Annotated in this window: 24 protein-coding genes, 1 pseudogene and 1 other annotated feature; of the genes and pseudogenes, 13 read left to right on the forward strand and 12 right to left on the reverse strand. The window is 68.8% G+C overall.

What is annotated here, in order from left to right; all coding sequences use genetic code 11:
- Positions 1–24 precede the first annotated feature (24 nt).
- The 4 genes from CKW28_RS16235 to CKW28_RS16250 all read left to right on the forward strand — a co-directional run bounded on the left by CKW28_RS16235 (position 25) and on the right by CKW28_RS16250 (position 2,092).
- Entirely contained in the window at positions 25–321 is a 297-nt protein-coding gene (locus tag CKW28_RS16235) for a hypothetical protein (protein ID WP_040546436.1), read from the forward strand.
- Positions 322–473: 152 nt separating this feature from the next.
- Positions 474–707, forward strand: coding sequence for a hypothetical protein (locus CKW28_RS16240; RefSeq protein WP_040546438.1), 234 nt, complete (start codon positions 474–476; stop codon positions 705–707).
- A gap of 87 nt (positions 708–794) precedes the next feature.
- On the forward strand, positions 795–1,256 hold the full coding sequence (locus tag CKW28_RS16245) for a hypothetical protein (RefSeq protein WP_131588016.1): 462 nt from the start codon (positions 795–797) through the stop codon (positions 1,254–1,256).
- A gap of 17 nt (positions 1,257–1,273) precedes the next feature.
- Positions 1,274–2,092, forward strand: coding sequence for an alpha/beta fold hydrolase (locus CKW28_RS16250; RefSeq protein ID WP_003924812.1), 819 nt, complete (start codon positions 1,274–1,276; stop codon positions 2,090–2,092).
- Here the strand turns inward: CKW28_RS16250 and CKW28_RS16255 are convergent, their stop codons facing one another.
- Both CKW28_RS16255 and CKW28_RS16260 read right to left on the reverse strand, forming a co-directional pair.
- Positions 2,093–2,980, reverse strand: a complete 888-nt coding sequence (locus CKW28_RS16255; protein ID WP_040546440.1) for an LLM class flavin-dependent oxidoreductase — start codon at positions 2,978–2,980, stop codon at positions 2,093–2,095.
- 174 nt (positions 2,981–3,154) lie between these two features.
- A protein-coding gene (locus CKW28_RS16260) for an IS3 family transposase (RefSeq protein ID WP_435406119.1) occupies positions 3,155–4,335 on the reverse strand; the annotation gives its coding sequence in 2 pieces (ribosomal slippage) (positions 3,155–4,113 and positions 4,113–4,335; 1,182 coding nt in all).
- Positions 4,003–4,120: a sequence feature (AL1L pseudoknot), on the reverse strand. Its footprint overlaps the gene before it by 118 nt.
- Positions 4,336–4,456: 121 nt before the next feature.
- Here CKW28_RS16260 and CKW28_RS24185 point away from each other — a divergent pair.
- Positions 4,457–4,651, forward strand: a pseudogene (locus CKW28_RS24185) (transposase); the annotation flags it as partial.
- A gap of 44 nt (positions 4,652–4,695) precedes the next feature.
- Positions 4,696–5,265, forward strand: a complete 570-nt coding sequence (locus CKW28_RS16265; RefSeq protein WP_072816225.1) for an IS5 family transposase — start codon at positions 4,696–4,698, stop codon at positions 5,263–5,265.
- Positions 5,266–5,270: 5 nt separating this feature from the next.
- Here CKW28_RS16265 and CKW28_RS16270 read toward each other — a convergent pair whose 3' ends face one another.
- Positions 5,271–6,191, reverse strand: a complete 921-nt coding sequence (locus CKW28_RS16270; RefSeq protein ID WP_095176461.1) for an IS110 family transposase — start codon at positions 6,189–6,191, stop codon at positions 5,271–5,273.
- Positions 6,192–6,306: 115 nt separating this feature from the next.
- Here CKW28_RS16270 and CKW28_RS16275 point away from each other — a divergent pair, with 115 nt between their 5' ends.
- From CKW28_RS16275 to CKW28_RS16285, 3 genes are read left to right on the forward strand one after another with little or no spacing between them, the layout of a single operon-like run.
- Positions 6,307–7,599: a sensor histidine kinase gene (locus tag CKW28_RS16275; protein WP_003924143.1), complete on the forward strand. Its 1,293-nt coding sequence runs from the start codon at positions 6,307–6,309 to the stop codon at positions 7,597–7,599.
- Positions 7,587–8,231, forward strand: a complete 645-nt coding sequence (locus CKW28_RS16280; RefSeq protein ID WP_003924142.1) for a response regulator transcription factor — start codon at positions 7,587–7,589, stop codon at positions 8,229–8,231. Before CKW28_RS16275 ends, CKW28_RS16280 begins: the two co-directional genes overlap by 13 nt.
- Positions 8,232–8,278: 47 nt before the next feature.
- Positions 8,279–9,139: a DUF4097 family beta strand repeat-containing protein gene (locus CKW28_RS16285; protein ID WP_003924141.1), complete on the forward strand. Its 861-nt coding sequence runs from the start codon at positions 8,279–8,281 to the stop codon at positions 9,137–9,139.
- Positions 9,140–9,156: 17 nt separating this feature from the next.
- Here CKW28_RS16285 and CKW28_RS16290 read toward each other — a convergent pair whose 3' ends face one another.
- Positions 9,157–10,257: a nitronate monooxygenase gene (locus tag CKW28_RS16290; RefSeq protein WP_081475424.1), complete on the reverse strand. Its 1,101-nt coding sequence runs from the start codon at positions 10,255–10,257 to the stop codon at positions 9,157–9,159.
- Positions 10,257–10,820, reverse strand: a complete 564-nt coding sequence (locus tag CKW28_RS16295) for a GNAT family N-acetyltransferase (RefSeq protein WP_003924138.1) — start codon at positions 10,818–10,820, stop codon at positions 10,257–10,259. Before CKW28_RS16295 ends, CKW28_RS16290 begins: the two co-directional genes overlap by 1 nt.
- 94 nt (positions 10,821–10,914) lie before the next feature.
- Between CKW28_RS16295 and CKW28_RS16300 the strand changes: the two genes are divergently transcribed.
- Positions 10,915–11,250 carry a hemophore-related protein gene (locus CKW28_RS16300; protein WP_040546162.1) on the forward strand — a complete coding sequence of 112 codons (336 nt, stop codon included), beginning with the start codon at positions 10,915–10,917 and terminating at the stop codon, positions 11,248–11,250.
- A gap of 38 nt (positions 11,251–11,288) precedes the next feature.
- Here CKW28_RS16300 and CKW28_RS16305 read toward each other — a convergent pair whose 3' ends face one another.
- The 7 genes from CKW28_RS16305 to CKW28_RS16335 form a co-directional block, all read right to left on the reverse strand.
- Positions 11,289–11,765, reverse strand: coding sequence for an Rrf2 family transcriptional regulator (locus CKW28_RS16305; protein ID WP_003924136.1), 477 nt, complete (start codon positions 11,763–11,765; stop codon positions 11,289–11,291).
- A gap of 60 nt (positions 11,766–11,825) precedes the next feature.
- Positions 11,826–12,560 carry a 3'(2'),5'-bisphosphate nucleotidase CysQ gene (locus tag CKW28_RS16310; RefSeq protein ID WP_003924134.1) on the reverse strand — a complete coding sequence of 245 codons (735 nt, stop codon included), beginning with the start codon at positions 12,558–12,560 and terminating at the stop codon, positions 11,826–11,828.
- A complete protein-coding gene (gene cysN / locus CKW28_RS16315) occupies positions 12,557–14,419 on the reverse strand; it encodes a sulfate adenylyltransferase subunit CysN (protein WP_003924133.1) in 1,863 nt (620 codons plus the stop codon). Before cysN ends, CKW28_RS16310 begins: the two co-directional genes overlap by 4 nt.
- Positions 14,420–15,376 (reverse strand): sulfate adenylyltransferase subunit CysD, encoded by a 957-nt coding sequence (gene cysD / locus CKW28_RS16320; protein ID WP_003924132.1) that lies wholly within the window; start codon positions 15,374–15,376, stop codon positions 14,420–14,422.
- 453 nt (positions 15,377–15,829) lie between these two features.
- Positions 15,830–16,324 carry a beta-class carbonic anhydrase gene (locus CKW28_RS16325; RefSeq protein ID WP_003927147.1) on the reverse strand — a complete coding sequence of 165 codons (495 nt, stop codon included), beginning with the start codon at positions 16,322–16,324 and terminating at the stop codon, positions 15,830–15,832.
- Between the two features lie 92 nt (positions 16,325–16,416).
- Positions 16,417–16,770 carry a hypothetical protein gene (locus tag CKW28_RS16330; protein WP_131588065.1) on the reverse strand — a complete coding sequence of 118 codons (354 nt, stop codon included), beginning with the start codon at positions 16,768–16,770 and terminating at the stop codon, positions 16,417–16,419.
- Between the two features lie 108 nt (positions 16,771–16,878).
- The gene (locus CKW28_RS16335) at positions 16,879–17,124 is read right to left on the reverse strand and encodes a hypothetical protein (protein WP_003927145.1); all 246 of its coding nucleotides are present in this window, start codon (positions 17,122–17,124) and stop codon (positions 16,879–16,881) included.
- Positions 17,125–17,326: 202 nt separating this feature from the next.
- Between CKW28_RS16335 and CKW28_RS16340 the strand changes: the two genes are divergently transcribed.
- The 3 genes from CKW28_RS16340 to CKW28_RS16350 are packed head-to-tail and all read left to right on the forward strand — an operon-like array spanning position 17,327 to position 21,074.
- Complete coding sequence (locus CKW28_RS16340; protein WP_003927144.1) at positions 17,327–18,304, forward strand: oligopeptide ABC transporter permease OppB; 978 nt, start codon at positions 17,327–17,329, stop codon at positions 18,302–18,304.
- Complete coding sequence (locus tag CKW28_RS16345) at positions 18,301–19,215, forward strand: oligopeptide ABC transporter permease OppC (RefSeq protein ID WP_003927143.1); 915 nt, start codon at positions 18,301–18,303, stop codon at positions 19,213–19,215. Before CKW28_RS16340 ends, CKW28_RS16345 begins: the two co-directional genes overlap by 4 nt.
- A complete protein-coding gene (locus CKW28_RS16350; protein ID WP_003927142.1) occupies positions 19,212–21,074 on the forward strand; it encodes an oligopeptide ABC transporter ATP-binding protein OppD in 1,863 nt (620 codons plus the stop codon). The genes CKW28_RS16345 and CKW28_RS16350 overlap by 4 nt, the downstream gene beginning before the upstream one ends.
- The last annotated feature ends 56 nt before the right edge of the window (positions 21,075–21,130 follow it).

Genomic DNA, 21,130 nt, shown 5'->3' on the forward strand with positions numbered 1-21,130 from the left:
CCCGTTATCGGGAAGGACAAGACCATGCGATTCCGGACAGCTTCCGCTTTGGCCGTGGTCGGCATACCGGCAGCGCTGAGCCTGGCGATCGAAACCCAGGCCGCACCGTCGGGACCCGGTTCGGCGGCCGACATCATCAACCGGCTCGAAACCGAGGGCCTACGGGTGATCGTCAACCGCGTCGGCACGGGTCCGCTGTCGGAGTGCACCGTGACCCGGATGGCCGCCGGCCGGGACGTCACCCGGCGAGACGCCACCGGTGACGACAGTTCGGTGGAACGTCTGCGTTACCGAACGGTCCACGTCACGGTCACATGCTGACCGGGTTCTGCGTGCAAACCCGTTGCGGCGCATGGTTATCTCACACCCATCCGATGCCGCCCACCCCACCGTTCGCCGAGTGACCACGGTCGCGAACCGACCGATGTGGTCAACTGGTTCCGAACCGGCCGCGACAGTGGCAGGCTGCCGTCATGGCATTCCGAGTGAGTTTCGTCGACGAGGGCGAGAACAGCATTCAGGGCAGCGATTTCGACACCTACTACTTCCTGTCCGACGGTGTGCTGCGGGTCGAACTGGCCGAGGAGACGTTCTACTACTCCCCGTCCTACTGGCGATGGGTCGAACCGAGTCGTGGCCATCTCCCCGGCCTGCGACAGGTGCCCGGCGGCAACGGCGAATGGTTCGCGTCCGGACCCTCGATCTGAACAGGCCCGATATAAGGGTCCGGGCCCGGATCTAAGGGCTTTCTGAAAGGCCTCGTCCCAGCCGCCGTCAGATGGAATGATGCCGTTATGGCCGGGATTGTCCGGTTGGACACCGCAGGCAGGAAAGGCGCCCAGTCGGCCCGAAAAGCGCAGACCGGGCAGGAAACAGAGCGCGCCAAGAAAGCCCGGTTGGCGGCCATGCGTGCTGCCGATGGTTTCTGGCGGTCCCCCGTCGGCCAGGCGCTCCAGGCCTATCAGCGTGGGGACGGCTTCTTCCAGGTGCAGTTGCCGCACTCGGCCGTCAGGTTCAATCCCCTGGGCCCGCCGTCCGGCCTGACCTCATCCGTCGATGCCGGCTTCAACAAGACCGACGTGCTCGGCCAGATCGAGGAGATCGGCTGGCGGCTGATCCAGGCCACCTGGGTGCAGGTCGAGCCTGCCCCGCGTCCCGGACCACCGACCCCGACCCAGCCCGCCGGCGCCGACGACGTCGTCGGCATCTATCTGTTCCGTCGAGATCAGCCGCACTACCGGCCGGTCGCCGACTGACCCGTACCGAGGTTCCGATGCCGCGATTCAGCCGAGCCGGAACCACCATCGACTACACCGACACCGGGGCGCCCGCAGGCCGGCTCGAGGCGCCCACCATCCTGTTCGGCCACGGTCTGCTGTTCAGCGGCTGGCAGTTCAACCTGCAGATCTACGCGCTGCGCCGGTACTACCGCTGCCTGGCCATCGACTGGCGGGGTCAGGGCGCCAGTTCGGGAGCCGCCCGCCCCTACGACATGGACACGCTCACCGAGGACGCCGCCCACCTGGTCAGATCGCTGGGCGTCGCGCCCGCCCACTACGTCGGGCTGTCGATGGGCGGGTTCGTCGGGATCCGGCTGGCAGCCCGCCACCCGGAGCTGGTGCGGTCGCTGGTGCTGATGAACACCAGCGCCGGCCCGGAGGACCCGGCCAAGGCCGACCGCTACCGCACGATGGCCCGGATCTACCGATTCACCGGCATCGGACCGCTGCGTCGGGCGGTGCTGCCGTTGATGTTCGGTCCGGCCTTCCTGGCCGACCCGGATTCCGAGGACGTGATCGACGAATGGGAGCGGCGGCTGCGCCGCTACCCACGCAGCAGCGTGCGCGACGCCGTGCTGGCAGTGGCCAACCGCGCCGGCGTCGAGGACGAACTCGCCGCGATCGACGTGCCCACCCTGGTCATCGGCGGCGCCCAGGACGCCGCCACCCCGCCGGCACACGCGCAGGCGCTGGCGGCCGGCATCCGCGGTGCACGGCTGGAGATCATCGACGACTGCGGCCACAGCAGCCCCCTGGAGCGGCCCGACGTGGTCACCGAGCTGTTGCGCGGGTTCCTGCTGGAGCACACCTGATCACGGTTCGCCGAACTCGCGCACCACCTCGGCGGCCCGGCGCACCTGATCGACGTCGGCACTGGTGGGGATCAGATGCACCTCGTCGGCACCGATGTCGCGGAACCGGCGCAACACGCGGTGCAGTTCGTCCTCGCTGCCGGCGAATCCGGTGGTCGGGGCCATCGCGTCGACGAACTCGACCGGAATCCAGTTCATGTACCGGCGCAGATGCCGGTGCACCTGGTCGCGGGCGGTGTCGGCCGCGCCGAGGGCGAACCAGAACGACGTCGCAAGATGCGGGGCCGGCTTACCCGCCTGCGCCCACGCCGACCTGGCGATGTCGAACAACTCGTTCTGCTTGCCGGTGTCGAGATCCAGCGTGGTGCCGGCCATTCCGTCCGCCCACGCCGCGGCGCTGCGCACGGTCTTCGGGCCGATCGTGCCCACCAGCAACGGCGGCCCGCCGGACTGCACCGGAGGCGGGCCGACCGGCAGCACCGACTCGGTCACCTTCTCCCCCGCCCACACCCGCTTCATGACCGCCACCCGCTCGGCCATCTCCCGCATCGTCTGGGTCGCCGGATCGGCCCCGACGGCGCGATAGTCCTCATGGCGGCCACCCACGCCGATGCCGACCGTCAACCGGCCGCCGCTGAGCACATCGCCGGTGGCGAGACCTTTGGCCAGCAGCACCGGGTCGTGCAGTTGCGGCACCACGACCGTCGTCACCAACCGCACCCGGTCGGTCCAGGCGGCCAGCGCCCCGAGCAAGGTGAGGCTGTCGGGATTGTCGAAGGCGATCCGCTCACCCCAGCACAACGCCGAGAAGGGGCCGTCGTCGATGGCGCGGGCCCACGTGCGCAGCGTCGCGGCGTCGAGGTCCGGCTCCATCACCGGCATGGTCATCCCAATCCGCACGCCGGTGATTGTGGCAGGTTGGCGACGCTCGACGGCGCCGAGCGTCCGCGAATGCGCACGGATCACGGCGTGTCGCGGTGCAGACACCTTCGTAAGTGGTTTTTGTCAAGGGGTTGGGGGGCTCTGCCCGGTCCTCGTCTTGAAGTACCCCAGGTTTTGTTCCTAGTTGGTTGCGAGGGCCGGGGTTGGCTGGCTCGCGGGGTGTGAGGTGCCGGTGAGGGCGGCCTCGTACTCGGCTGGTGGGACGTAGCCGAGGGCTTCGTGCAGGCGTTCCTGGTTGTACCAGGCCACCCATCCGGCGGTGGCCAACTCGACGTCGTCGACGCTGCGCCAGGGTTTGCCGCGGTTGATTAACTCGGTCTTGTAGGCGGCGTTGACCGCTTCGGCGAGGGCGTTGTCATAGCTATCGCCGCGGGACCCCACCGAAGGGGCGATCCCGAGCTCGGCCAACCGGTCGGTGTATGTCAACGATAAGTATTGCGACCCTCGGTCGGAGTGATGGATCAACTCAGACAGGTCTGAGTCCGAGTGCCACACAGCATGATTGAATGCTTCCAGCGGTAGGTCCTCGGTGCGCATGCTGGCCGCGACTGCCCATCCCTTGATGGCTTTGGTGCAGGCGTCGGTGACGAACGCGGTGTAGCAGAACCCCTGCCAGGTCCGTACGAACGTGATGTCAGCAACCCACAGCCGGTCTGGGGCCTCAGCGCTGAACTGCCGGTTGACCAGATCAGCAGGCCGGCAGTGCGCAGGGTCGCTGATCGTGGTGAACACCGGCTTACCGCGCTGCACGCCGCGCAGGCCGGCTTTACGCATCAACCGGCGGGTCTGCTCGCGGCCGACCCGCCAGCCGCGGCGTTTCATGGCGTGATGCATCTTCTTGACGCCATAGACCGAGAAGTTCTGCTCGTGGACGGTGCGCAGCTCGGCGATGAGGAGTTCATCGCGCATCGCCCGCTCTGATGGCGGGCGGGCCTTGGCGGCCCGATAGCCCCGGGAGGTGAGGAAACCGGCGATTGCTGCCCGCAGAACACGGCAAATGAGCTCGACCCCGAACTGATCGCGATGCGCATCGATGAAGGCGATCATTTCGTCGCGGGGCGGTCGAGCTCCGCTGCGAAAAACGCGGACGCAGACTTCAAAATCTCGTTAGCTCTGCGCAATTCGGCGTTCTCGCGCTTGAGCTTGCGGATCTCGGCGTGCTCAGTGCTGGTCACGCCGGGGCGCTGCCCGGCGTCAATCTCGGCCTTGCGCCGCCACCGGCGCACCGATTCCTGCGATACACCAAGTTTGCTGGCTACAGACTTGATGGCCTCGAACTCAGAAACCCCTGAGTCTTCCATCGTGGTGTCCAACAACCGAAGCGCACGGTCACGAAACTCCGGCGAATACTTACTGACCGTTTCAGAATGAGTTCGGCGTGGTAGATGGCGTTCCGGGACGGTTTCGGGCACCGTGTCGAGAGTGTCTGTTGATCTTGTTCCTGACGATCTGTGGGAGCGTGTAGCTCCGCTGCTTCCGCCCAGATCTGCCCGCCGGTTCCGGTTTCCGGGGCGCAAGCCGGTCGACGACCGGGTCGCCCTGGCCGGCATCATGTTCGTTCTGCGCACCAACGTGGCCTGGCGTGATGTGCCGGCAGAGACGATCGGGTGCAGCGGAGTGACCTGCTGGCGCAGGTTGCGGGAGTGGACCGAGGCCGGGGTGTGGCCGCGGCTGCACGAGATGCTGCTCGCGGAGCTGCGAGCCGCCGGGTTGCTCGAGATGGACGACGTCGCCGTCGACGGCTCGCACGTGCGGGCCCTCAAAGGGGGGATCACACGGGACCCTCACCGGTCGATCGCGGCCGCACCGGCAGCAAGCACCATGTGATCGTCGACCGGCACGGAACCCCTCTTGCGGTGTCGCTGACCGGCGGAAACCGCCACGACGTCACTCAACTGATGCCGCTCGTCGAGGCGATCCCCCGTATTCGAGGCCGGCGGGGCCGGCCGCGGAATCGGCCCCGCCGGTTGTTCGCCGACCGAGGCTACGACTACGACAAGTACCGAAACCTGCTTCGCGAAAAGGGGATCACCCCGATGATTGCCCGCCGAGGCGCCGCGCATGGCTCCGGGCTCGGCAAGGTCCGCTGGGTCGTCGAGCGGACCTTCGCTTGGTTGCACCAGTTCAAGCGTCTGCGAACACGTTCCGAGGTACGAGCGGACTTGCATCAGGGGCTGCTCGAACTCGCGTGCAGCATCATCTGTTTGAGGCGACTGCGGAGATCATTCTGAAACCGTCAGTTACGTGGCATGTTCCTGATCCTCCTATACGGATCGGAACAAAACCTGGGGTACTTCACGACGAAGACCGCCTCGATGATGGCCCGACGCCGCCGCTGACCACCCCAACGGCCCAGCTCGCGAACCACCGCGGCCTCAAACCGTGCCAGCCCACGTCCCTTGAGCCGTTCCGGGCGGCCGTCACAGCGGTCGAGCACCACCGCCACAGCCGCACACCAGTTGCTCGAACCGAAGGGATCCGCCGCCGCCTCCAGCACCCCCGGCCAGACGCACTCCAGCAGGTCGCGCAGCTGCTGCACACACGCAGTGGCCTCGGTGACCAGCCGCTCACGGCGCGCTCCCAGCTGGCGCAGCCGCGCCCACGTCTCCTCAGCACGCTCGGGGCGGTAACAATGCAGCTGGGCCACCAGCCGCGCGATCAACATCGCATCCTTGTCATCGCTTTTGTCACGGGTGTAGTCCTCAGCTTCACGTGCCCGACCCACCAACATCGGGTTCACACACATCAACGTCATATCGCGTTGAGTGGCAAGCTGATTGAGCACCATCCAGCGATGCCCGGTCGGCTCACACCCCACCGTCACACCACAGAACCCATGCTTGTGCGCCACGCGCTGCGCCCACTCCAGCACAGGACCCAATTCCCACGCCCGAGCCTTCACCGTCTTGCGGGCCAGCACCTGCGAATCGTGATCACACACCACCACCGCCTGCTTCTTATCCGCCAGATCAATACCGACGATCACATGATCGGCCGGCACCAGCCGCCGCAGCTCGGCCAACTTGGCATTACGGCGCTTGTCACCACGCGACAGACCACTACCCTTGGACACGACGCCCTCCTCCATGTCATTGGGACTCGAACCCGTCAACGACATCAGGAGGGCGTCGCCACTTTCATCACCAACACGCCGCATAGCTCTCTTACTACGGTCGCTCGCACAGGTGTGGCGGGCGGGTGGGGGTTAACCCCCGTGGGGGTCTCCGGGAATCAGCGTGTCGCGCACCGCGGTCGATCCCTAGGTTGAAAGCATGGTTGCAGTCACCGCGGAAACCGCACCCGCACCGGCACCCACGCGCACCGCCCGCCTCGGTGTGGTGCCCACGGCGTCGATGGTCACCGGCGCCGCGATCGCCCTGGTGTGGTTCTGGATTCCCCTGACCATCTTGATCGTCGGCATCAGCTCGATCCCATCAGTGATCGGCTTCCTGCTGGCCGGCGTGGTGTTCATCTATCTCATCCGCGGCGTGGAATGGGTCGAGCGGATCCGCAGCGAGGCGGTGTTCGGCATGGGCATCCCGATCCCGCCGCGCCGGCTCTCGCCGCACACGGGTTTCCAACGGTGGGCGCATCAGCTGTGGCTGGACATCAGCAGCGCCCGGTTCTGGAAGGCCGCGGCCCACCACTATCTGCGGATGAGCTACGACATGCTGGCCGTCGGCGTCGCGTTCGCCCTGCTGGCGTTCGCATTCCTCGGCCCCGCCGGCGCTATCGCCGTGCGCAACAGCGACGACAACGCCGGCCTGACCTTCCTGCCCCCGGCGCTGGCGGTGGTGCTGGCGGTCATCGCGGTCGCCGCCGCCGCGGCGATCCTGTTCTTCGCCCCGGCGGTGGACGCCCGCATCGACCGCTGGCTGCTGCCGCCGTCGTCGACCGAGGCGCTGCAACACCAGGTCAGCGCGTTGTCCGACGCCCGGGCGGGCGCGGTGTCCTCAGCCCAGACCGAACGGCACCGCATCGAACGCGATCTGCACGACAGCGTGCAGCCGCGGCTCGTGTCGCTGGCCATGACCATCGGGCTGGCGCAGACCAAACTCGACACCGACCTGCCCGCGGCGAAGAAGCTGATCGCCGAGGCCCACGAGGACGCCAAGAGCGCGCTGGCCGAACTGCGTGACGTGGTCCGCGGAATCGCCCCGACCATCCTCACCGACCGCGGTCTGGACGCGGCGCTGTCCGCGGTCGTACAGCGCGCCGAAACCTCCGGTGTGCCGACCACTCTGAACCTGCACCTGCCCCGACGGCTGCCGGAGGAGGTGGAGTCGGTCGCCTACTTCGTCGTCGCCGAGGCGTTGACCAACGTCGTCAAACACGCCCAGGCCAGCCAGGCGGTGGTCACCGTGCGGTTGAACGAGACAGACAACACCCTGCAGGTGTCGGTGTTCGACGACGGCTGCGGCTCGGCACAGATCTCCGACCGGGACAACGCCACCGGGCTGCGCGGACTGGCCGAACGGGTCCGCGCCGCGCACGGCACATTCACCGTGTCCAGTCCGCCCACCGGTCCCACCATCGTCACGGCGGTGCTGCCATGCGGATCGTGATCGCCGAGGACTCCGCGCTGCTGCGGGCCGGCATCGAGCGCATCCTCACCGACGCGGGTCACGAGGTGGTGGCGGGCGTCCCCGACGCCACCGACCTGCTGCGGTTGGTCAACGAACTGCGGCCGGACCTGGCCATCGTCGATGTGCGGATGCCCCCCACGTTCACCGACGAGGGCATCCGGGCGGCCGCGCTGCTGCGCAGCCAGAATCCGGAGTCCCCGGTGCTGGTGCTGTCCCACTATGTCGAGGAACGCTACGCTGCAGACCTGATCGCCTCGGACACAAAAGGTTTCGGGTATCTGCTCAAGGACCGGGTGGCCGACGTGCCGGCCTTCCTCGATGCCGTCGAGGTGGTCGGGGGCGGCGGCACGGTGCTCGACCCGGAGGTGGTGTCACAGATCTTGGTGCGTTCACACCGGCGCAGCGCTCTCGATGAGCTTACCGCCCGAGAACACGACGTGCTGCGGCTGATGGCCGAGGGCAAGACCAATTCGGCGATCGCCGGTGCGCTGCACATCTCGATCGGCTCGGCGGAGAAACACATCGCGTCCATCTTCACCAAATTGGGCCTGGAACCCGATGAGAGCGAGAACCGCCGCGTTCTGGCGGTGCTGCGCTATCTCGAATCCTGAAGCCCGAATCCTGAAGCCCCGAACTCGGAAGCAGCGAAAGGCAAGTCATGACTACCCTCACTCCCCCACCGCCGCCGGCGCTGTCACCGGGCAGCCGCACCGCGCTGCGGGTGGTGCTCGTCGTCGCCGCGGCGGTCCTGCTGCTCGGCACACTCGTGGGACTCGGGGTGCTGGCATGGGGGGTCAGCACGGTGCGGGTGGTGGCCGACGAACAGGATCTGCCCGCCGAGATGCGCACCCTGACCATCGACACCGGAGATATCCCGGCCATGTTGCGGATCACCTCGGACTGGGAGACCCGCACACCGGTCGCCGAACTGCGGCTGGTGAACTCCTTCCGCGGCGGTGACCACCGGCTCCTGGTCACCACCGCCGGCGCCGACACCGAGATCCGCATCGACGGCAACCCGTCCCGCGTGAACCGGTGGGGCCGCGCCGCGGAGGTCACCGTCACCCTGCCGCCTGATCAGGCCCGCCGCCTGCACCTCACCACCCGCCAACAGGCCGGGGTGCTGCTGGCCCAGACCGACCTCGACGAGCTGACCGCCGGCACCAGGCACGGCCGGATCATCCTCAGCGGCGACGCCCGCCGCATCGAGGCGCACAGCCAGAACGGCGGAGTCAAAGCCCGCCAGGCGATCTCGGTCACCGAGTCGTTCCGGGCCACCACCGGCGAGGGCGAGATCGACGTCGAATTCCGCGACGCCCCGCCCCGCACCGTGCACGCCACCACCCGACGGGGTGCGGTGGTGCTGGGCCTGCCCGGCAGCGGCCCATATCTGGTGCACGCGCAGGCCGGCGGATCGACGCGGGTGCGGGTCCCCGAGACCACCTCGCCCACCGCGGCGACCGCGGAGGTGACGGCCCGCGCCGATGAGGGCAATGTGCTCATCGAACAGTCCGGCTGAAGCCGGGCGGGGCGCGGTCACGACCGCGCCGGCAACTCCGCGGCCAGGCCGGTGAGGATGTCGGCGGCGGGGCCGGCGGTGATCGACCGGTAGCCGGTTCCCGCCCACACATTGGTGCCGTGCGGGTCCCCGGCCCGCGCCGCGGCCGCCCGCACGGGACTGGTCAGATGGTGCACCTGCGGATAACCGAACGGCGCGGCATCCTCGTGTTCGTCGATGAACCGGTTGCGCAACCCGCGGGCGTAGCGGCCGGAGAACGCGCGGGTGAGCGCCGTTTCGGTGAACTGCGGATCCCGCAGCGCCGCCCGCTGCGTCGGGCCGGTACCGGCTTCGTCGGCCAGCAGGAACGCGGTGCCCGCCTGCACCGCCACCGCCCCGGCGGAGATCGCCCCGGCCACCCCGGCCGCGGTGACCAACCCGCCGGCGGCGACCACCGGGATGGACAGCCGCGCGCTCACCGCCGCCACCAGGTCCAGCAGCGGCTGATCGGCCGGCAGCACCGTCGGATCGAAGGTGCCGCGATGTCCTCCGGCCGCGGCGGCCTGGGCCACCACCGCGTCCACCCCGCAGGCCTCGGCCGCTTCGGCCTCGGCCACCGTCGTGACCGTCGCGATGGTGGTGATGCCGACGTCGCGCAGCCGGGCACATTCATGGGCCGAGGGCAGGCCGAAGGTGAACGACACCACCTCGGGCCGCAGGTCGGCCACCACGTCGAGTTTCGCCGCCCAGTCGTCGTCATCGAAGCGCGGTTCGCCGAGCGCCACACCGTACCGTTCGGCCTCACCGGCGAGGTGCTGTGCGTACCGCTCCAACTCGGCGGTGAACGCGGTATCCGGTTGTGGGGTGAAGAGATTGACCCCGATCGGGCCGGTGGTCAACCGGCGGGCGGCGGTGATCCGGTCGGCGAGGGTGGCGGCGCTCAGGTATCCGGCCGCGAGGAATCCGAGCCCGCCGGTCTCGCTGCCCGCGGCGGCCAGCTCGGGAGTGGACGGTCCGCCCGCCATCGGGGCGACGACGATCGGGTGGCGCAGGTCGCGCAGGTCGAAGCGGGCGCCCGAACCCGAGCGGGCCCCGGAAAGCGGGCCGGCGCCACTCGAACGGGTTGGGGAATCCGTCATCACCGCACCGCCTTGGCAAACAGCAGCACGTCCTGCGGCTCGCTGCCGAGGTTGGGCAATACGGCGTACCGGGCCAGCCGGCCCTCCAGCGTCAGTCCGCAGCGGCGCAGCACCGCCGCCGACGCCGCGTTGTCGACGTGGCACACCGCCCACAACCGGTACACCCGCTCATCGCGGCTGACGGCGTCGATCAGCAGCGACAACGCCTCGGAGGCAAGGCCCCGGCCCCACCACCGCCGGCCGAGGCAGTAGCCGAATTCCACCGCATGGGGTTCCGGGCGCCGCCATCCGCAGAGACCGACCACGCCGACCCCGGTCAGGTCCATCACCCAGGTGCGGTCGGTGTCGGCACCTGAATCGGCCTTCGAACCGGCCCTGGCATTCGCGTTGAAGATGGTGTCGATGACGCGGCGGGTCTCCCTGACGTCGACGTGCGGGCGCCAGGACACGAAACGCGCCACCTGCGGGTCGCTGCACACCCGGCTGAACAGCGTGTCGGCGTCGTCCGTGCGGGGTGGACGCAACCGGACCCGGGGTCCGGCCAGGGTCTCGACCGTGGTCATGACCTCATCCTGCACCCGTCTGGTGAAACATGTACGCCGCCGCACCGCCGACTGTTAGCCTCAGTCCAGCTGTTCGGGGGGAAAGGTGAACGAGATGAGGCTGTCACCCACGAGGATCACCGTTGCTGTCGGCGCCGCGGCGCTGGCGCTGAGCACGGGTGGTGGTGTCGCCGCCGCGCAACCCGGCATGGACCGGTTGATCAATACGACGTGCAGCTACAACCAGGTGGTGGCGGCGCTGAACGCGCACTCACCCGCGCTGGCCGAGGAGTTCGCACAGGCTCCCCTCGCCCAGCGGATGGTCAGCCAGTTCATCGCCGCGCCGACCCAGCGGCGTCAGCAGCTCGCGCGGCAGGCGATGGCCACCTCGGCCGGCCAGGAGTACTTCGGGTCGATGATCCAGGTGGCTGACACCTGCAACAACTTCTGAGCGGTCCCGCGGCCGAGGGTTGACCGTCGCGGCACGGTTCAGGGCACCGTGTGGCCGCGCTGGCGTTCCTGGCGCTGATAGTCGGCGGCCAGCTGCCGGACGTGGTCGGGCAGCTCACCGGCGGCGACGTCGGCCAGGCTGGTCTGCTCGAGCACCCAGCGCATGCTCGCGCGCAGTGCCCGCCACACGTCGGTGAGGGCGGCGGTCGGCCCGGAATAGGGCAGGTCACCCAGCCCCATGTCGCGGACGCTGGCCAGCGGCCCGTCGATGCAGCGCAGCACGTCGGCGATGCTGATCTGGTCCGGCGGGCGGGCCAGCGAATATCCCCCGTCGCGGCCGCGGTGACTGCGGACCAACCGGGCGGTGCGCAGTTCGGCGAGGATGTCGACGAGAAACTGCGCGGGGATGCCCTGCGCCTTGGCCAGATCGTCGGTCTTGACGATCACGCCCTCGTCGGCGGCCGCCAGTTGCACCATCGCGCGCACCGCGTACTCCGCCTTCGCCGACATCCGCATGTGCGGATTGTCGCATCCGTCGGCAGCGGTTTCGGCGTGGCTACCGTCGCTGAGCGACCGTCAGCACGCCGAAATCGCAGATAGCACGGCGTCGGCAAGCTCGGGGCGGCACACCAGGATGTCGGGCAGCCGGGGGTCGGGGTTGTTGTAGCGCAGCGGCGAGCCGTCGATACGCGAAGTGTGCAACCCGGCCGCGACGGCCACCGCGGCCGGTGCGGCGTTGTCCCACTCATACTGTCCGCCGGCGTGCACGTAGACATCGGCGCGGCCCTGCACCACCGCGGCCACCTTCGCGCCGGCAGAACCCATCTCGACCAGGGTGCCGTTCAGCGCGTCGCGCACCGTCAGCGCCAGCGCGGGAGGGCGGGTGCGCGACACCACGATCCGCGGCTGCGCCGCCGCCGGTGGTGGTGCGGAGACGTCCGGGGTCGCCAGGGTCACGCCCTGGGCGGGTAACGCCACCGCCCCGGCGGCCAGTGTCCCGCCGGCCCACAGGGCGACGTGCACGGCCCAGTCGTCGCGACCCGGTTCGGAGAACTCCCGGGTGCCGTCGAGTGGGTCGACGATCCACACCCGGTCGCTGGTCAGCCGGGCCGGATCGTCGGCGCCCTCCTCGGACAGCACCGCGTCACCAGAACGCAGCCGCGCCAGTTCCGCCATCAGGAAGTCGTGGGACCGTTTGTCGCCCGCGTCTTTTCGTTCCGATGCGGCAGCGTCGGCCAACTCGGTGCGCACCGTCAGGAGCAGGTCTCCGGCCCGGGCGGCCAACCCGGCGGCCAGCTCGTGATCGTTCACACCCGCTCACCGAGCAGGTCGATGACCATCTGCGCCAACTCGTCGAGACTGTGCTCGGGGGTGAGTCGCAGATCGGGGTTCTTGGGCCGCTGATAAGGGCTGTCGATGCCGGTGAAGTGGGTGATCAGCCCGGCGCGCGCCTTGGCGTACAAACCCTTGGGGTCGCGCCGCTCGCAGTCCTCCAGCGGGGTGTCGCAGAACACCTCGAAGAACTCGAACCCGGCTTCGGCGTGGATCTGGCGGGCCAACTGCCGGTGCTCCTCGAGCGGGCTGATCGCCGGCACCAGCACGACCTGTCCGGAATCGGCGAGCAGCGTGGCGATGTGGGCCAGCCGGCGCAGGTTCTCGGCGCGGTCGGCCATCGAGAACCCCAGATCGGAGTTGAGGCCGTGCCGCAGATTGTCGCCGTCCAGCACGTAGGCGGGACGACCGCGTTCGAGCAGTTTGCGTTCCACCAGCATCGCCACCGACGACTTGCCCGCGCCCGACAGTCCGGTGAACCACACCGTGCACCCCCGCGACAACCGGTCTGCGGCGGTGACCAGCGACTGGTGCCGCACGGTGTCCGGGCTGGCGGTCTGCCGGCGTCCGCGCAGCACCATGCCGGCGCCGACGGTGCCGTTGGTCACCGGGTCGATGAGGATGAACGATCCGGTGGCCGGATTGCGGGTGTACTCGTCGAGCAGCAGCGGCGCCTGGCTGCGCAGCGAGATGCGGCCCAGCTCATTGAGTTTCAGGGCGGTCGCGGATTTGTCGCGTTCCAGGGTGTTGACGTCGAGCCGGTAGTCCAGGTCGGTGATGCGGACCCGGGTGGTGCGGGTGGTGTGCTTGAGGATGTAGTCGCGGCCCGGTTCCAGCGCCGACTCGTCGGCCATCCAGCACACCGTGGCGTCGAAATCCTGGGTCATCTGCGGCCGGTTGTCCGACCGGGTGATCATGTCCCCGCGGCTGATGTCGATGTCGTCGGCGAGGGTGATCGAGATCGCCATCGGCGGGAACGCCTCGGTCACCGGTCCGGACGGGCCCTCGATGCCGGTGATGCGGGACGTCTTCCCGCTGGGCAGTACGACGATCTCGTCGCCGGTGCGCAGCACACCGCTGGCGACCGTGCCCGCATAGCTGCGGTGGTCCTGATGTTCGCGGGTGTGCGGTCGGATCACGTACTGCACCGGGAACCGCACGTCGACCAGGTTGCGGTCGCCGGCGACGTCGATGCTCTCCAGATGCTCCAGCAGGGCCGGGCCCTCATACCAGGGGGCCCGGTCGGATTTCGTGACGACGTTGTCGCCGTGCAGCGCCGACAGCGGGATGGCCCGGACGTCGTGCAGGTCGAGCCGGGTCGCGAACGCCTCGAACTCCTCCCGGATCGCGTCGAAACGCTCACGGTCCCAGTCGATCAGGTCCATCTTGTTGACGGCCAGCACGACGTGCCGCACCCCCAGCAGCGACGCCAGGAAGGCATGCCGCCGGGATTGTTCGAGCAACCCGTTACGGGCGTCGACGAGCACGATCACCAGATGCGCGGTGGACGCGCCCGTGACCATGTTGCGGGTGTACTGCAGATGGCCCGGAGTGTCGGCGATGATGAACTTGCGCTTGGCGGTGGCGAAGTAGCGGTACGCCACATCGATGGTGATGCCCTGCTCCCGCTCGGCGCGCAGCCCGTCGGTGACCAGCGCCAGATCGGTGTAGTCGTGTCCGCGTTCCTGCGAGGTGCGTTCGACCGCGGCCAGCTGATCCTCCATGACGGCCTTGGAGTCGAACAGCAGCCGTCCGATCAGGGTGGACTTACCGTCGTCCACCGAACCGGCGGTGGCCAGCCGCAGCAGCGTGGTGGGCTGGTTGAGCACCTGTGTCATCTAGAAGTAGCCCTCCCGCTTGCGGTCCTCCATACCGGCTTCGGAGATCCGGTCGTCGGCGCGGGTGGCGCCGCGTTCGGTCAGCCGCGACACCGCTGTCTCGGCGATCACCTCGTCCACCGTGGCGGCCGTGGACTCCACGCAACCGGTGCAGGTGACGTCGCCGACGGTGCGGAACCGCACCGTGGTCTCGAACACCTCCTCACCCGGGTCGGGCTGCATGAAGCGGTGCACCGCCAGCAGCATCCCGTCGCGACGGAACACCTTGCGGCGGTGGGCGTAATAGATCGACGGCAGTGTGATGTTCTCCGCGCCGATGTAGGACCAGATGTCGAACTCGGTCCAGTTCGACAGCGGGAACACCCGGATGTGCTCACCCTTGTGATGCCGGCCGTTGTACAGATTCCACAGTTCCGGCCGCTGCGCCTTGGGGTTCCACTGGCCGAACTCGTCGCGGAAGGAGAACACCCGCTCCTTGGCGCGGGCCTTCTCCTCGTCGCGCCGGGCACCCCCGAAGGCGGCGTCGAACTTGTTCTCCCGGATGGCGCGCAACAGCGTCACGGTCTGCAGCGGGTTGCGCGACGGGCCGTTCTCCACCACCCGGCCGGCGTCGATGTCGTCCTGCACCTTGGCGACCACCAGCCGCAGGTTGTTCTCGGCGACCAGTTCGTCGCGGGTGGCCAGCACCTCGTCGAAGTTGTGGCCGGTGTCCACATGCATGACCGGGAACGGCACCCGGCCCGGCCGGAACGCCTTCATCGCCAGGTGCAGCATGACGATCGAGTCCTTGCCGCCGGAGAACAGCAGCACCGGACGCTCGAACTCGGCGGCGACCTCGCGGATGATGTGGATCGCCTCGGCCTCCAGCGCGCGCAGATGGCTGAGCTCGTAGGCACGGGGCTCAGGGGCGCCGGACCCGGGGGCGCCCTCCGAGGCCTGTGGAATCGTCGCGGTCATCGCTTCCTCATTAAGTTGGTAGAACTACCCAAATTTACCGCCATTACGAGGTATGTAACCACTCGCCGGACGGTGATGTCAAAGCTGTCGCCCGGCTTGTGGGGCCGGCCTCAGCGTGCGGGCGCCGCGTCGAGCGTGCGGGCGCCGCGTCGAGCGTGCGGGCGCCGCGTCGAGCGTGCGGGCGCCGCGTCGAGTGGGCGGGCGCCGCGTCGAGTGGGCGGGCGCAGCGTCGAGTGTGCGGGCGCAGCGTCGAGTGTGCGGGCGCAGCGTCGAGTGTGCGGGCACGGCCCCCAAAGTGCCGTCCCGGTGCGTTCTGAGGCCGATTCGCACCGGGACGGCACGCTCGACGCACCCAACACACGCCCGGCGCCGCTACCGCACGTTCGCCGGCCCCGCCGCACACTCGGAAGCGCGACCTACAGCGTGGTTCCCGCGGCGATGCTCAGGGTGACGTCAATCCAGGGTGACTTCGGTGAGCCGACCGGTGGCGACGTCGAACACGAACCCGCGCAGCGACTCGTGCAGGGTGACGAACGGACTGGCCTCGATACGGCGCAGCGACTGGCGGACGTCCTCGGCCGGGTCGGAGAACGATTCGGGGGCCCAGGGTGGCCGGATCCCGATCTCCTCCTCGATCTGCTTCTTGAAGTCGTCATCGGTGAACGTCAGCATGCCGCAGTCGGTGTGATGGATCAGGATGATCTCCCGAGTCCCCAGCAACCGCTGGCTGATCGCCAGCGATCGGATCTCGTCGTCGGTGATCACCCCGCCGGCGTTGCGGATGACGTGCGCCTCACCCTCGTTGATGCCGAGCGCCCGGTACACGTCGAGGCGGGCATCCATACAGGCCACGATCGCCACATGCTTGCTCGGCGGCAGCGGCAGCGGCCCCTTGAAGGTCTTGGCGTACTCCTCGTTGTTCCTCAGATATTCATCGGTGACGGACATGCACCCTCCTGATCGCGGAGCCCGCACACCGGGCCCGGTGTGAGGCTAGCAATCACAGTGACGCATGCCACCATTCGAAATCAGCGTGATTTTTACCCCGTGTCGAAGCCGTCCGGCCGCTCCGCGGTGACCGGCGGGGTCGCCATCGGCGCCGTCGAGGTGGTCGGGCCGTTCCTCTTCCCGGAATTGCCCCCCGCCCCCGAAGACCCCGAAGACCCCGACGACCCCGCCGACTCCGGGGACTCCGGGGACTCTTCCGGTTCTTCCTCCGAACCCTCCTCGGGGACAGCGGACTCCCCGGTGGTCATCGCGGTGGTGGTCACCGGCCCCGGCGACGGGGGTTCCGGCTGGGCCGCGCCGACCTCGGCGCCGAAGGTCAGACCGAGGGCGCCCATGGCGATCAGCGCGCCGACCCCAACTGCCGCGGACACAAGTTTCAGCTGCATCACCCTCACCTCGACTCCACACGTCTCGTCTCAAGCCTCGGCTGCGGCGCTGCAACCGAGTTGAGGATTGCCGGCTGTGATCGCGTCAAACCCGATCGCCGTCGAAGCCTATTTCGCGGCCTCCTGCTCGGGCGGCAGTGGCGCCGGCCCCTTGATCTGCGGTTCGGCCCGCGTCGTCAACGGCGTCGGAGGGGGTGTCTGCGAGACGATGGTCACCCCGGTCGTCATGGTGGTTCTGCCCAGTCCGACCGTGGTGCCGCCCGCCGGCTCCTGGTGCACCCCGGAGCTGAAAATACCCAAGGCGACCACTGCGCCGGAACCGATCACCGCTGCGGTGGCTTTCATCTTGTTCATTCGTCCTCCCGAGGTGCCTCCCGAGGTGCTGCCGCCACGCCTGCGGTTACCAGTACACGACACATCGGGATGATGCACAGGACCGCCCGGTGAACATTGGGTAAAAGTTCGCGGGCGCGTCCGGAGTACCCGCGGCCGCGGCGATCTCTTAACCTGTGCCCATGCTGCGTCCGGATCCGTCGAGCCGCCCCCCGGGAGCGCCGTGACCCGATTCCTGGCGCGCCGGTTTCTCAACTACCTCATCCTGTTGGCGCTGGCGGCGTTCCTGACGTTCACCCTCACCTCGGTGTCGTTCCGGCCACTCGACAGCCTGGAACAGCGCAATCCCCGCCCCCCGCAGGCGGTGATCGACGCCAAGGCCGCCGAGCTCGGTCTGGACAAGCCGATCCCGATCCGGTTCGCGGACTGGGCCGGCGGCGCCGTCCGCGGTGACTTCGGCACCACCATCACCGGACAACCGGTCTCCGAGGAACTGTGGCGCCGCATCGGGGTGAGCCTGCGCCTGCTGATCATCGGGTCGGTGCTCGGCACCGTGGCGGGCGTGGTGCTCGGCGCCTGGGGCGCCATCCGGCAGTACCGGCTCTCCGACCGGGTGGTCACCGTGCTGTCCCTGCTGGTGTTGAGCACCCCGACGTTCGTCATCGCCAATCTGCTGATCCTCGGCGCGCTGAACGTCAACTCGGCGCTCGGCGTGCAGCTTTTCGCCTACACCGGTGAGACGTCACCAGACGTGGTGGGCGGCACCTGGAATCAGATCCTCGACCGGCTCCAGCATCTCGTGCTGCCCACGCTCACCCTCGCATTGGCCGCGATGGCGGGCTACTCGCGTTACCAGCGCAACGCCATGCTCGACGTCCTCGGTCAGGACTTCATCCGCACCGCCCGCGCCAAGGGTCTGACCCGCCGCCAGGCACTGGTCAAACACGGGCTGCGGACCGCACTGATCCCGATGGCCACCCTGTTCGCCTACGGCTTGGCCGGGCTGGTGACCGGCTCGGTGTTCGTCGAGAAGATCTTCGGCTGGCACGGCATGGGTGAATGGATCGTGTTCGGCATCGCGACCCAGGACACCAACATCGTCGTCGCCATCACCGTGTTCACCGGCGCGATGATCCTGGTGGCCGGTCTGCTCTCCGACGTCATCTACGCGATGCTCGACCCGAGGGTGCGTGCCCGATGACCGACACCGCCTCCGCGGCCCGCTCCGGTCTGCACACCGAACGGTTCGTGTCCCGCCGCACCCTGGTGCTGCGGCGCTTCCTGCGCAACCGGCCCGCCGTCATCTCGCTGGCGGTGCTGGCGCTGATGTTCGTCGGCTGCTACGCGCTGCCGCCGTTGTTGCCGTACAGCTACACCGACCTCGACTACACCGCGCTGCAGCAGCCGCCCAGCGCCGAACACTGGTTCGGCACCAACGGGCTGGGCCAGGACATCCTGGCCCAGACGTTGCGCGGGATGCAGAAGTCACTGCTGATCGGCGTCTGCGTGGCCTTCATCTCCACGCTGTTCGCCGCGACCGTCGGCGCGGTAGCCGGGTACTTCGCCGGCTGGCGGGACCGCGCCCTGATGTGGCTGGTCGACCTGCTGCTGGTGGTGCCCAGCTTCATCCTGATCGCGATCATCACCCCGCGGACCCGCGACACCGGCACCATCCTGTGGCTGATCCTGCTGCTGGCGGCGTTCAGCTGGATGATCAGCTCGCGGATGGTCCGCGGGTTGACGATGAGCCTGCGGGAGCGCGAATTCGTCGTCGCCGCACGATATATGGGCGTGCCGCACTGGCGCATCATCGTGCGGCACATCATCCCCAACGTGGCCTCGATCCTGATCATCGACACCGCACTCAACGTCGGCCTGGCCGTGCTGGCCGAAACGGGGCTCAGCTACCTGGGATTCGGTGTGCAACGGCCCGATGTGTCGCTGGGGACGCTGATCGCCGACGGCACCCCGTCGGTCACCACCTTCCCCTGGGTGTTCCTGTTTCCCGCCGGGGTGCTGGTGGTGATCATCCTGTGCGCCAATCTGATCGGCGACGGCCTGCGGGACGCCTTCGATCCCGGTGCCGGCGCGCTGCGGAGGGCCTCCCGATGACCAGCCCGTTGCTGGAGGTCAACGACCTGACCGTCACCTTTCCCACCGACACCGACCCGGTGGCCGCGGTGCGTGGCATGACCTTCTCGGTGCACCCCCGTGAGGTCGTCGCACTGGTCGGCGAATCCGGCGCGGGCAAGTCGGCGAGCGCCATGGCGGTCGTGGGGCTGTTGCCCGAATACGCCCAGGTGTCTGGGTCGGTCCGGCTGCAGGGCCGCGAACTGCTGGGGTTGTCCGACCGGCAGATGTCGGCGATCCGCGGCAGGTCGATCGGCACGGTGTTCCAGGATCCGATGTCCGCCCTCACCCCGGTGTACACCGTCGGGGATCAGATCGCCGAGGCGCTGCAGGTGCATCAGCGTGATCTGAGCCGACGGGCGGCCCGGGCCCGCGCGGTGGAACTGCTGGAACTGGTCGGCATCAACCAGCCCGAGCGGCGCGCCCGGTCCTTCCCGCACGAGCTGTCCGGCGGGGAACGCCAACGGGTGGTCATCGCGATCGCGATCGCCAACGACCCGGACCTGCTGATCTGCGACGAACCGACCACCGCGCTGGACGTCACGGTGCAGGCCCAGATCCTCGACGTGCTCAAGACCGCCCGCGACGTGACCGGGGCCGGGGTGCTGGTCATCACCCACGATCTGGGTGTGGTCGCCGAGTTCGCCGACCGGGCGCTGGTGATGTACGCCGGACGCGCCGTCGAGGTGGCCTCGGTGCAGCAGCTCTACCGCGACCGGCGGATGCCCTACACGGTCGGGCTGCTGGGATCGGTGCCCCGGCTCGACGCCGCGCAGGGCACCCGGCTGGTGCCGATTCCGGGGGCGCCGCCGGCGATGACCGATCTGCCGCCCGGCTGCCCGTTCGCGCCGCGCTGCCCGCTGGCGATCGACGACTGCCGCGCCGCCGAACCCGAACTGCTCGAGATCACCCCCGCCGGGCCCGGGCACGGGGAACACCGGGCGGCGTGCATCCGCACCGAGCTGGTGGCCGGCCGCAGCGCCGCCGACATCTACGGCGTGCAGACCGAACCGCCCGCAACGCCGGCGGGGCCGGCCGACGCGCCGGTGGTGTTGCGGGTCCGCGATCTGGCCCGCACCTATGAGCTCACCAAGGGCGTGGTGTGGCGGCGCCGGATCGGCGAGGTGCGCGCGGTGGATGGCATCAGTTTCGACCTGCAGCAGGGCCGCACCCTGGGCATCGTCGGCGAATCCGGATCGGGCAAATCCACCACGCTGCACGAGATTCTCGAACTCACCGCGCCGCAAGCCGGGTCGATCGAGGTGCTCGGCTCCGACGTCGCCCGGCTCAGCGCCGGGAAGCGGCGGGAGCTGCGCGCCGATCTGCAGGTGGTGTTCCAGGATCCGGTCGCCTCCCTGGACCCGCGGCTGCCGGTGTTCGACGTGTTGGCAGAACCGCTGCAGGCCCACGGATTCGACCACCGCCGCATCGAGCAGCGGGTGGCCGAACTCCTCGAGATCGTCGGTCTGCGCCGGGCCGACGCCGGCCGCTATCCGGCTGAGTTCTCCGGTGGGCAGAAGCAGCGCATCGGCATCGCCCGGGCGCTGGCGCTGCAGCCCAAGATCCTGGCGCTCGACGAACCGGTGTCGGCGCTGGACGTGTCGATTCAGGCCGGCATCATCAATCTGCTGCTCGATCTGCAGGAGCGGTTCGGGCTGTCCTACCTGTTCGTCTCGCACGACCTGTCGGTGGTGCGGCATCTGGCCCACCGGGTCGCGGTGATGCACCGCGGGGTGATCGTCGAAAAGGGCGAGGCCGATCAGGTGTTCACCAACCCCCGCCACGACTACACGAAACGGTTGCTGGCCGCGGTGCCGCAACCGGAACCGCGACACCGTTAGAGTCGGTGGGCATGACCGGTCGCCCCTTTGCGCGAGCAGACAGAAACTCACCCCGA

Origin of the sequence: Mycolicibacterium thermoresistibile (assembly GCF_900187065.1) — a bacterium.
GTDB lineage: Bacteria > Actinomycetota > Actinomycetes > Mycobacteriales > Mycobacteriaceae > Mycobacterium > Mycobacterium thermoresistibile.

Coding starts and splice junctions, on each gene's coding strand:
- cysN (WP_003924133.1), bottom strand. CDS start 14,419: ATGACACAGGTGCTCAACCAGCCCACCACGCTGCTGCGGCTGGCCACC.
- CKW28_RS16295 (WP_003924138.1), bottom strand. CDS start 10,820: ATGACCACGGTCGAGACCCTGGCCGGACCCCGGGTCCGGTTGCGTCCA.
- CKW28_RS16290 (WP_081475424.1), bottom strand. CDS start 10,257: ATGACGGATTCCCCAACCCGTTCGAGTGGCGCCGGCCCGCTTTCCGGG.
- CKW28_RS16285 (WP_003924141.1), top strand. CDS start 8,279: ATGACTACCCTCACTCCCCCACCGCCGCCGGCGCTGTCACCGGGCAGC.
- CKW28_RS16270 (WP_095176461.1), bottom strand. CDS start 6,191: ATGCGGCGTGTTGGTGATGAAAGTGGCGACGCCCTCCTGATGTCGTTG.
- CKW28_RS16235 (WP_040546436.1), top strand. CDS start 25: ATGCGATTCCGGACAGCTTCCGCTTTGGCCGTGGTCGGCATACCGGCA.
- CKW28_RS16345 (WP_003927143.1), top strand. CDS start 18,301: ATGACCGACACCGCCTCCGCGGCCCGCTCCGGTCTGCACACCGAACGG.
- cysD (WP_003924132.1), bottom strand. CDS start 15,376: ATGACCGCGACGATTCCACAGGCCTCGGAGGGCGCCCCCGGGTCCGGC.
- CKW28_RS16300 (WP_040546162.1), top strand. CDS start 10,915: ATGAGGCTGTCACCCACGAGGATCACCGTTGCTGTCGGCGCCGCGGCG.
- CKW28_RS16240 (WP_040546438.1), top strand. CDS start 474: ATGGCATTCCGAGTGAGTTTCGTCGACGAGGGCGAGAACAGCATTCAG.
- CKW28_RS16335 (WP_003927145.1), bottom strand. CDS start 17,124: ATGAACAAGATGAAAGCCACCGCAGCGGTGATCGGTTCCGGCGCAGTG.
- CKW28_RS16325 (WP_003927147.1), bottom strand. CDS start 16,324: ATGTCCGTCACCGATGAATATCTGAGGAACAACGAGGAGTACGCCAAG.
- CKW28_RS16330 (WP_131588065.1), bottom strand. CDS start 16,770: ATGCAGCTGAAACTTGTGTCCGCGGCAGTTGGGGTCGGCGCGCTGATC.
- CKW28_RS16250 (WP_003924812.1), top strand. CDS start 1,274: ATGCCGCGATTCAGCCGAGCCGGAACCACCATCGACTACACCGACACC.
- CKW28_RS16275 (WP_003924143.1), top strand. CDS start 6,307: ATGGTTGCAGTCACCGCGGAAACCGCACCCGCACCGGCACCCACGCGC.
- CKW28_RS16305 (WP_003924136.1), bottom strand. CDS start 11,765: ATGCGGATGTCGGCGAAGGCGGAGTACGCGGTGCGCGCGATGGTGCAA.
- CKW28_RS16350 (WP_003927142.1), top strand. CDS start 19,212: ATGACCAGCCCGTTGCTGGAGGTCAACGACCTGACCGTCACCTTTCCC.
- CKW28_RS16280 (WP_003924142.1), top strand. CDS start 7,587: ATGCGGATCGTGATCGCCGAGGACTCCGCGCTGCTGCGGGCCGGCATC.
- CKW28_RS16245 (WP_131588016.1), top strand. CDS start 795: ATGGCCGGGATTGTCCGGTTGGACACCGCAGGCAGGAAAGGCGCCCAG.
- CKW28_RS16255 (WP_040546440.1), bottom strand. CDS start 2,980: ATGACCATGCCGGTGATGGAGCCGGACCTCGACGCCGCGACGCTGCGC.